General features: G+C 71.0%; 10 protein-coding genes. 5 read left to right on the top strand and 5 right to left on the bottom strand.

Annotated elements, in window-relative coordinates; genetic code table 11:
* On the top strand, positions 1-952 hold a 952-nt coding region (locus Q0C81_RS12465), incomplete at its 5' end, for an OB-fold nucleic acid binding domain-containing protein (RefSeq protein WP_291838264.1).
* Positions 952-1,311, top strand: a complete 360-nt coding sequence (locus Q0C81_RS12460) for a GFA family protein (protein WP_291838262.1) — start codon at positions 952-954, stop codon at positions 1,309-1,311. The genes Q0C81_RS12465 and Q0C81_RS12460, both read left to right, overlap by 1 nt.
* Position 1,312: 1 nt before the next feature.
* Here the strand turns inward: Q0C81_RS12460 and Q0C81_RS12455 are convergent, their stop codons facing one another.
* The 5 genes from Q0C81_RS12455 to Q0C81_RS12435 are packed head-to-tail and all read right to left on the bottom strand — an operon-like array spanning position 1,313 to position 5,987.
* Positions 1,313-1,684, bottom strand: a complete 372-nt coding sequence (locus Q0C81_RS12455) for a hypothetical protein (protein WP_291838259.1) — start codon at positions 1,682-1,684, stop codon at positions 1,313-1,315.
* A gap of 20 nt (positions 1,685-1,704) precedes the next feature.
* Positions 1,705-2,895, bottom strand: coding sequence for a peptidase S41 (locus tag Q0C81_RS12450; protein ID WP_291838256.1), 1,191 nt, complete (start codon positions 2,893-2,895; stop codon positions 1,705-1,707).
* 26 nt (positions 2,896-2,921) lie between these two features.
* Entirely contained in the window at positions 2,922-3,719 is a 798-nt protein-coding gene (locus Q0C81_RS12445) for an RNA methyltransferase (protein ID WP_291838252.1), read from the bottom strand.
* Entirely contained in the window at positions 3,716-4,654 is a 939-nt protein-coding gene (locus Q0C81_RS12440) for a class I SAM-dependent methyltransferase (protein WP_291838248.1), read from the bottom strand. Before Q0C81_RS12440 ends, Q0C81_RS12445 begins: the two co-directional genes overlap by 4 nt.
* Entirely contained in the window at positions 4,626-5,987 is a 1,362-nt protein-coding gene (locus Q0C81_RS12435) for a glycosyltransferase family 2 protein (RefSeq protein ID WP_291838246.1), read from the bottom strand. Before Q0C81_RS12435 ends, Q0C81_RS12440 begins: the two co-directional genes overlap by 29 nt.
* A 207-nt stretch (positions 5,988-6,194) precedes the next feature.
* Between Q0C81_RS12435 and Q0C81_RS12430 the strand changes: the two genes are divergently transcribed.
* From Q0C81_RS12430 to Q0C81_RS12420, 3 genes are all read left to right on the top strand, one after another.
* On the top strand, positions 6,195-6,824 hold the full coding sequence (locus Q0C81_RS12430) for a TetR/AcrR family transcriptional regulator (RefSeq protein WP_291838243.1): 630 nt from the start codon (positions 6,195-6,197) through the stop codon (positions 6,822-6,824).
* A complete protein-coding gene (locus Q0C81_RS12425) occupies positions 6,821-7,621 on the top strand; it encodes an ABC transporter substrate-binding protein (protein ID WP_291838240.1) in 801 nt (266 codons plus the stop codon). Before Q0C81_RS12430 ends, Q0C81_RS12425 begins: the two co-directional genes overlap by 4 nt.
* Positions 7,615-8,295: iron chelate uptake ABC transporter family permease subunit (locus Q0C81_RS12420; RefSeq protein ID WP_291838267.1), on the top strand; the 681-nt coding region annotated here is incomplete at its 3' end. The genes Q0C81_RS12425 and Q0C81_RS12420, both read left to right, overlap by 7 nt.

Raw genomic sequence — 8,295 nt, 5'->3', positions numbered from 1 at the left:
CAACGTCGGGCTGGAGGCCATGAAGCACCTGGTCGAGGTGCGCGAGACCGGGGGCCGCTTCACCGACATCTTCGACTTCCTGGAGCGGGTCGATCCGAAATTCGTCAACAAGCGGGCGCTGGAGAACCTCGCCCGCGCCGGCGCCTTCGACGGCTTCCACACCAACCGCCGCCAGCTGGTCGAACAGGCCGACAAGCTGATCGCCTATTGCCAGAGCGTGGCCGCCGAGCGCGCCTCGTCGCAGGTCTCGCTGTTCGGCGGCGATCAGGTCGCCGCGGGCCGTCCGCGCCTCACGCCCGTCGAGCCCTGGGTCGGACCCGAAAAGCTGGATCAGGAACTGGCCGCCGTCGGCTTCTACCTGTCCGGCCACCCGCTGGAGGACATGGCGCCGGCCCTCAAGCGCAAGCGCGTCACCTTCGTCGCCGAGGCCACGGCCCTGGCCGAGAGCGGCCACGAGGCGTTCATGATGGCCGGCGTCGTCCGCCGCCGCCAGGAGCGGGCCAGCGCTCGGACGGGGGAGAAGTTCGCCTTCGTCACCTTCTCGGACCCGACCGGCGAGTTCGAATGCCTGTTCCCGCCCGAACAGCTGCGCAAATGCCGCGAGGTGCTGGAGCCCGGCGCCTCGGTCATGGTCAAGGTGCGGGCCAAGAGCGCCGACGGCGAGGTGCGCTTCTTCGGCGACGACGCCAGCCGGCTGGACACGCTGATCGACGACGGCCGCATGGGCCTGCGGATCCACGTCTCGGCCCGCGCCACCGACGCCGCGGCCCTGCGCACCCGGCTGGAGCGCGCCGCCGCCGAGGGCGGCAAGGGCGGTGAGGTCTTCCTGGTCGCAGCCCTGGACGGCCGCCGCGAGGTCGAGATGAAGCTGCCCGGCCGCTACCGCCTCGACGGCGCCCTGCGCGGCGCCCTGAAGTCGGCCCCGGGCGTCAGCTATCTGGAGGATGCGTGATGAGCGAACCGAAGACCCACCAGGGTTCCTGCCACTGCGGCGCCGTGGCCTATGAGGTCGATACCGACCTGCAGGGCCTGATCGAGTGCAACTGCTCGCACTGCTACCCCAAGGGGCTGGTCCTGACCTTCGTCAGCCCCGACGCCTTCCGCCTGAAGGCGGGCGAGGGGGCGATGAGCACCCACACCTTCAACACCCACAACATCCAGCACCGCTTCTGCGACACGTGCGGGGTCCAGCCGTTCGCCGAGGGCAAGACGCCCAAGGGCGATCCCATGGTGGCGATCAACATCCGCACCCTGACCGACCTCGAGCCCTTCAGCTGGACCGCCCAACGGGTGGACGGACGCAGCTTCTAGGCTACCAGCAGGCGTTCATGTAGCGGGCGCGGCCGGCCGTGATCCGGCCGGAGTCGGCGGACCACCCCACCTCCACCGTATGGTTGCAGGGGATTCCGTTGCCCCACTCGTATCTGCCCTCGCGGGATAGGGGGTCGACCTCGAACCCCTCGCTGCGAAGCCGCTGCACGAGCACGGCTTCCGGCGTCCCTGTCGGGAAGGTCACGTTCATCCGCGCGACCCACAGCTGGTCGTCTGTGAAGTCCTGCGGGACATCCGCAAACATCGCCGGCGGCTTCCCCTGGGTCGACGCGACCCAGATCCACAGCGCCGCGAAGGCGATCACCGGCAGGGCCAGAACGGCCAGCAGGATCATCAGCAGCGTCCGCCTCAAGCGCTCATCCCCGGTCGCCGTCATCGGCGCGGCTCAAAGGCTTCGCGCGGCGTCCCGTCGACGGCGTAGAGCCGCTCGGCCGGGATCTTGATCGTCAGCCCGGAGTTCTCCAGCCGCAGGTCATAGACGGCGCCCAGCAGGCCCGCCATCCGGCCGCCCTCGACCCGCGCGCCCAGGGCGTCGAAGCCGATGGCCAGGCCCTCGCCCATGCTGCCGGTCCAGCGCCCGACGCGGACCGTGACCGGGCCGTCGTGATGCTTACCGGGGCGGGGCAGGACCTGCTCGATCCACTGGCGCGGCACGCCGGTCTCCCGTTCTTCCGAGGGCAGGTTGTGGATCTGGTAGGGGCGGGCCTCGGTCACGAACCAGCCCATCACCGCACGGGCCACGACCGTGTTGCCGCCGCTGGCGGTGTCGGTGACGTCGATCAGGATCGGCTGCCCGGGCCGGGCGCCGGCCATGGCGGCGTCGAAGGCCGCGACGGTGTCGTTGTCGCCCAACGAGTCGTTGAACCGGATGACCCGCCGACCGCCTGTCTCGCTGACCGTCAGGGGCGGCCGATCCGCGCCGCCGGTCGCATAGAGGTTCGGCAGGGTCAGTCGTCGTCCTGAGATCGTCAGGTCCCGTTCCCTGTCCCGTCGGCCCGCCGCCAGCACCCGGGCCGCGAAGCCGTCCCGGTCACCGCCGGGCTCCAGCCCCAGCTCGCCCCAGAAGGCGCGCACCGCGTCGCCGGTCGCCACGCCGCCCACGGCCTCCAGCGCCTGCCCCGGACGCACCCCCGCCGCCTCGGCCGGAGAGCCTTCGCGTACGGCCGTGATGCGCCAGGCCCGCCCCTGCGTCTCGATCCACAGATCGGCATAGCTGGGGACGAGCGCCCGGCTGTCGCTGAAGGAACTGCCGGTGATGGCGTGGTGGTCCGCCAGCGCCGTGATCGCGTGCTCGGCGTAGAGCAGCAGCGACGACCGGTCATGCACCGCCGACGCCTCGGCCCGCAGGACGTCGCTCATCGGCATGACGCCGCCGGGGAAGCGGTCCAGATAGGCGTACTGACCGTTGATCAGCCCCTCGATCGACAGGGCGTCGGCGCGAAAGGCCGCGGGCGGCAGGTCAGGCGTCTGGGCGTGGACGGGTCCGGCGAAGGGAAGCAGGGCGGCGAGGATCAGCAGGATGCGCATGGCGGTGAAGCTGTGACGCAGGCCTGCGTCCGGCAAGTTAAACTACGGACAGGCGCGGGCCGTCAGGCCGCGTCGGTCACCGCATAGACCATCACGCCCGTGGCGATGGCCAAGTTCAGGCTGTCGGCACGGCCGCGCATCGGGATCTTAACGTTGACGTCACAGGCGGCGGCAAGCGTATCCGTCAGCCCGGCCTGCTCATTGCCCATCAGGACCAGGGCCGGATGCTGGATGGCCGCGTCGCGATAGCCGTGGGTCGCGTCCAGTCGGGTGCCGATGACGCTGCCTGGCCACGACTGGCGCCAGGCGATGAACTCCGCCGAGGTGGCCCTTGCGATGGCTACGGCGAAGACCGAACCCATGGTCGCCCGCACGGCTTCGGTGGAATAGGGGTCGACGCAGTCGTCGATCAGGATCACCCCGCCACAGCCCGCCGCATCGGCGGTGCGGATTATCGTGCCCAGGTTGCCCGGGTCGCGGACCTGCTCCAGCGCCACCCAGCAGGGGGCGCTGTTCGGCTGGATGGCCGACAGGGGCGTATAGACCTGCTCGAACACGCCCAGGACCGTCTGCGGATTGTCGCGGCGGCTGATCTTCTCGAGAATCGGATGGGTGACGATGACGACCTCGCCGCCGGCGGCGCGGGTCTCGGCCTTGGCGCGGTCCAGCAGCGGATGCTCGCGCGCCTCCATGCCGACCAGCAGCAGCTTGGGCGTGCGGCCCTGATCCAGCGCCTCGCCGATGAACTTCAGTCCCTCGGCCAGGAAGCGGCCCGTGCTCTCGCGCTCCTTGCGCATGTTGAGCGCGCGGACATTCTTGACCGTGTCGTTGGTCAGGGAGGTGATCAGGCGATCGGTCATTGCCCGCTCCACCGGGCGAAGAAGCTCAGGCCGATGGCTCGACCGTCCGGCCCATGCTCGGCCAGCGCCAGCTCGCCCCAGTCGATGACGCCGCCGCGGTCCGCCGTGGCTTCCGCCATCAGATGGGCCAGCGACAGGCCCGAGATGCGCGCGGCATACGCGTTGAGCAGCAGGAAGGAGGCGTCGTCCGACAGCAGGGCGGCGCAGTCCTTCAGCAGGCCGGGCAGGTCCTCGAACAGCCGCCAGACCTCGCCCGTCGGCCCGCGCCCGTATTTGGGCGGGTCCAGGATGATGCCGTCGTACTTCACGCCGCGCCGGACCTCGCGGGCCACATATTTGCGGCAGTCCTCGACGATCCAGCGGATCGGGCGGTCGGCCAGTCCCGACTGCTCGGCGTTCTCGCGGGCGTAGGCGACGGACTTCTTGGAGGCGTCGACGTGGGTCACCTCGGCGCCCGCCGCCGAACAGGCCAGGCTGGCGACACCGGTATAGCCGAACAGGTTGAGGACCTTGGGCGCGTTCTTCGCTGCGCCATCGCCCTTCGGGCGACTTGAGCGCGAGAGAGTGCGCACCCGCGCATCCAGCCATTCCCAGTTCGCCGCCTGTTCCGGGAAGAAGGCCAGGTGGCGGAAGGGGGTGAAGCGGCCGGTGAAGCGCACGTCGCGCCAGGCGAGCGGGAAGGTCTCGACCGGCCGGCCGGAGAAGCGCCAGCGGCCGTCGTCGTCGTCCTCCTGCGCCTGCGGATCGAACACGGCGTCGGCCTTGTCGAAGGCGGCGGGATCGCGCGGCGCCCAGAAGCACTGGGGCTCGGGCCGCACGACGGTGAAGCGCCCATAGCGCTCCAGCTTGCGGCCGTGACCGCTGTCCAGCAGGGCGTAGTCTTCCCAGCCTCGGGTGAAGAGCGTTTCAGGCGACGGGTTCAGGCGTGGCGGCATGGGTCGCTGATAGGCGGTGCGACCCCGCCTCGTCCAGCGCGGCGTCAGCGCGGACGGCCGGGATGTCGCGCCGATGCCGCGTCTTGTCCCAGGCGAAGGGCTCGAACACCAGACGCCACAGGGCCTGGGTGAAGGCCAGGCTGAGCAGGCTCCAGTAGGCGGGCGCGGCGATCATGTCCCGCGGTCCGTAGGGAACGCCCGCACGCCGTGCGCCCAGCGCGCACGAGAGCCAGGCCGACGCCGCGCCCAGGACCAGCACGCTCAAGGCCAGGCGCGGCGTCTCGGGCGACAGGCCCGACACCGTCGACACCAGCACCGAGGCCAGCACCCAGCACAGGGTCGGCCCATAGAGCGCCGCCGAGGCGAGACCGACCCCCAGCGTTATGATCAGGGCGAACAGTCCGCGCGGGCCCAGAGCGCCGGGATTGCGGGTGTGCACGCCCCAGGTCTGCAGATAGCCCTTCAGCCAACGGGTGCGCTGGGGCAGCCAGTCGTGCAGGGGGCCGGGCGGCGTCTCCCAGGTGGGCCGGGTGATCACCCCGATCCGCCAGCCGCCGCGCCACAGGCGAAAGCCCAGGTCCGCATCCTCGGTCACATTCCACGAGTCCCAGCCGCCGAGGCCGCGCAGCACATCGATCCGGAAGTGATTGCTGGTCCCGCCCAGCGGGAACGGCAGGCCCAGCCGGGTCAGGCCGGGCAGGACGACCTCAAACAGGTTGGCGTATTCCGCCGCGAACTGCCGATCGAGAAAGGACGAGCGCGACCCCGGCGCGGGGCGAATGCGCAGCGGCGCCTGCAGGCAGGCCAGCCGCCCGCCGGCGTCCGCCAGGAACCGGGCCGCCGCCTCCTTGAGCTGGCCGGGATCGGGCTGGTCCTCGGCGTCGTAGACCGTCAGCAGGTCGCCGGCGGCGTAGGGCAGGGCGCAGTTCAGGGCGCGTGGCTTGGTGCCTGGCCGGCCCGGCGGCGCGATGAAGATCTCCAGCCAGTCGGGGCGAGGCGCCGCCAGGGCGGCGGCCAGGGTCGCGCCGTCATGCGCCTCCAGCACCAGCATGCCCTGCAGCCGGTCTGGCGGATAGTCGATGGCCGCCAGACGGGTGATCAACTGATCCACCACCTCGGCCTCGTCATGCAGGGCGGCCAGGACGGTGTAACGGGGCCACAGGTCCGGCGGCGGCGTCTCCACCGCGGGCGCAGGGCGAACCAGGATCAGCAGGCACCGCCAGACCGCCACGAACAGGAAGGCGGCGCCCGCCGACACCTCCAGCGCCAAGAGGGCTCCGGCCGGATCGCGCCCGATCAGCCAGACCGCGCCCGCGATCAGGACGAGGACCATGATCCACTGTCCCGGCGACAGGCCTCGGCGCGCCGCGCTCAGCGCAGGCGGCAACGCGGCGGACCGAACCAGGTCCGAATTCCCGTTTTCGCTGTCTGTATTCGCCCTCACACGTAATGGTTAACGTAGAAACATCACCCCTCGCAACCGCTTGGCGCTGCCGCCCGATTACCGCTATTCAAGGGACAGACGTATTCGGAGCCGCGTGTGACCGCTATCCCCGTCAGTTCCCGATCCGCGCGCAAGCCCAAGGGCGAGGGCCACGAGCGGCGCGCCGAAATCCTGGCCGCGGCGGAACGGATCTTCGTCGAGCACGGCTACGAGGGCGCCACGATCCGCAAGATCGCCGACGAGGTCGGGCTGTCCTCGACAGCCCTCTACATGCATTTTTCCGAGAAGGGCGAAATCCTGCAGGAGATCTGCCGGCAAGCCTTCGAAGCCCTGATGGAGGCCAACCAGGTCATCATCGCCGAGACCCGTTCGCCCGAACAGCGGATGCGCGAGATGATGCGCGCCTATGTCGAGTTCGGCTTCGCCAACCCCAACGCCTACCGGCTGGTCTACATGACCCGCCCGATCGAATTGCGGGAGGGCGCCCAGTCGGCGGCGCGCGAGATGGGAGTGGAGCTGTTCCGCACCTTCGAGGACGTGATCGATGAGCTGGAGGCCGCCGGGCGGCTGCGCTACGACGCCAAGACCACGGCCCAGGCCGTCTGGGCGGGCGGGCACGGCGCGGTCTCGCTGATGATCTCCAAACCCTATTTCGACTGGGTCGACCGCGACCAGTTGGTGACGACCCTGCTGGAGGGGCTGTTCACAGGCCTGCTCAAGTCTTGAGGCGGCTGGCGGCCGTCGCCGCCGGGGGGCTGCTGATCCTTGGGGCCGGGACCGCGCAGGCCCGACCGACGCGGATTCTGTCGCTGGACCAGTGCGCCGACCAGTATGTGCTGGCCCTGAGACCCGATGCGGAGCTGGCCTTGTCGCCGCGCGCCGACGATCCCGACGCCTGGCTGCGCGAGGCGGCCCGGGGCAGGGCGCGTGTTCGGCCCACGCTGGAGGCCGCGGTGACCTTCCGGCCGGATGTGGTCGTTCGCTACTGGGGCGGCGAGCCCCGGCTTCTGGCCCGGCTGGAAGCACGCGGCACGCCGACGGCGATCATCAGCGACGCCTCGGATTTCAATGGCATACGCGCCAATATTCGCAGCGTGGCGCAGGCGCTGGACGCGCATGACCGCGGCGAGGCCCTGATCGAGCGGATGGACGCGCGGCTGTTGCAGGCGGCGCCCAAGACCGCCGCGCGGCCCACGGCCCTGTATCTGACGCCGGGCGGCTTCACGGCGGGCAAGGAGACGCTGGTGGACGCCATCTTCAGCGCCGCCGGCTTCCGCAACGCCGCCGACAAGCCCTATTTCAACCCGGTCAGCGTCGAGCGCGTCGCCCTGTTTCCGCCCGTCCGCTTCGTGCTCGGCTTCTTCGACCAGGCGCGCGGCGACTGGCGCGGTCCGGGACGACATCCGGTCGTGCGCAAGGCGGCGCAGGGCAGGGTGGCCGCGCGGCTGCCCGCCGCCGCCCTGACCTGTCCGGCCTGGTTCGCCGCCGACGCCGCCGCGATGCTGGCGGAGGGCGGATCGTGAGCGGACGCCTGATCCTCATTCTGTCGCTGGCCATCGCCGCCGCGCTGGCCCTGGCCGTGCTGTTCGGCGAGAGCCCGTTGACCCTGGCCCAGTTCGGCGAGGCCTTGCGCGACCCGACCTCGGGTCCCAGCGAGGTGCTGTGGGCCGTGCGGGCGCCCCGCGCCATGACCGCCCTGATGGTCGGCGCCGCCCTCGGTCTGGCCGGAGCGGTCATGCAGGGACTGCTGCGCAATCCGCTGGCCGATCCCGGCGTGCTGGGCGTGTCCGCCGTGGCTGCGCTGGGCGCGGCGAGCGCCATCGTGCTGGGCGCGGCGAGCGTGCCTGGGGCGGTCGAGGTCTCGGCCCTGGCGGGCGCGGGCGTCGCCGGCGGCCTGCTGGTCCTGTTCTCGGCCCGGGTGCGGGCGCCGGAGGCCCTGATCCTGTTCGGGGTGGCGATCTCCAGCTTCGCCGGCGCCCTGACCGCCCTGATCTTCAACCTGTCGCCGTCGCCCATCGCCTCGGCCGAGGTGATGAGCTGGCTGCTGGGTTCGGTGCAGAACCGCAGCTGGATCGACGTGCTGTGGGTCACCCCCGCCGTCGCGCTGTCCGCCGGTCTGGCCGCCCTGGCCGCGCCCGGCCTGAAGATGCTGAGCCTAGGCGAAGAAACGGCGAGGACCTCGGGCCTGCCGATGGCC

The organism is Brevundimonas sp., assembly GCF_023259385.1.
In the GTDB taxonomy this organism is placed as follows: domain Bacteria; phylum Pseudomonadota; class Alphaproteobacteria; order Caulobacterales; family Caulobacteraceae; genus Brevundimonas.
The sequence above is the reverse complement of the archived record's forward strand: the minus strand, read 5'-3'. Positions and strand labels throughout refer to the sequence as shown.

What these genes read in the sequence shown, in the direction of transcription:
- Q0C81_RS12460 (WP_291838262.1), top strand. Translation starts at nt 952, where the DNA reads ATGAGCGAACCGAAGACCCACCAGGGTTCCTGCCACTGCGGCGCCGTG.
- Q0C81_RS12445 (WP_291838252.1), bottom strand. Translation starts at nt 3,719, where the DNA reads ATGACCGATCGCCTGATCACCTCCCTGACCAACGACACGGTCAAGAAT.
- Q0C81_RS12440 (WP_291838248.1), bottom strand. Translation starts at nt 4,654, where the DNA reads ATGCCGCCACGCCTGAACCCGTCGCCTGAAACGCTCTTCACCCGAGGC.
- Q0C81_RS12435 (WP_291838246.1), bottom strand. Translation starts at nt 5,987, where the DNA reads ATGGTCCTCGTCCTGATCGCGGGCGCGGTCTGGCTGATCGGGCGCGAT.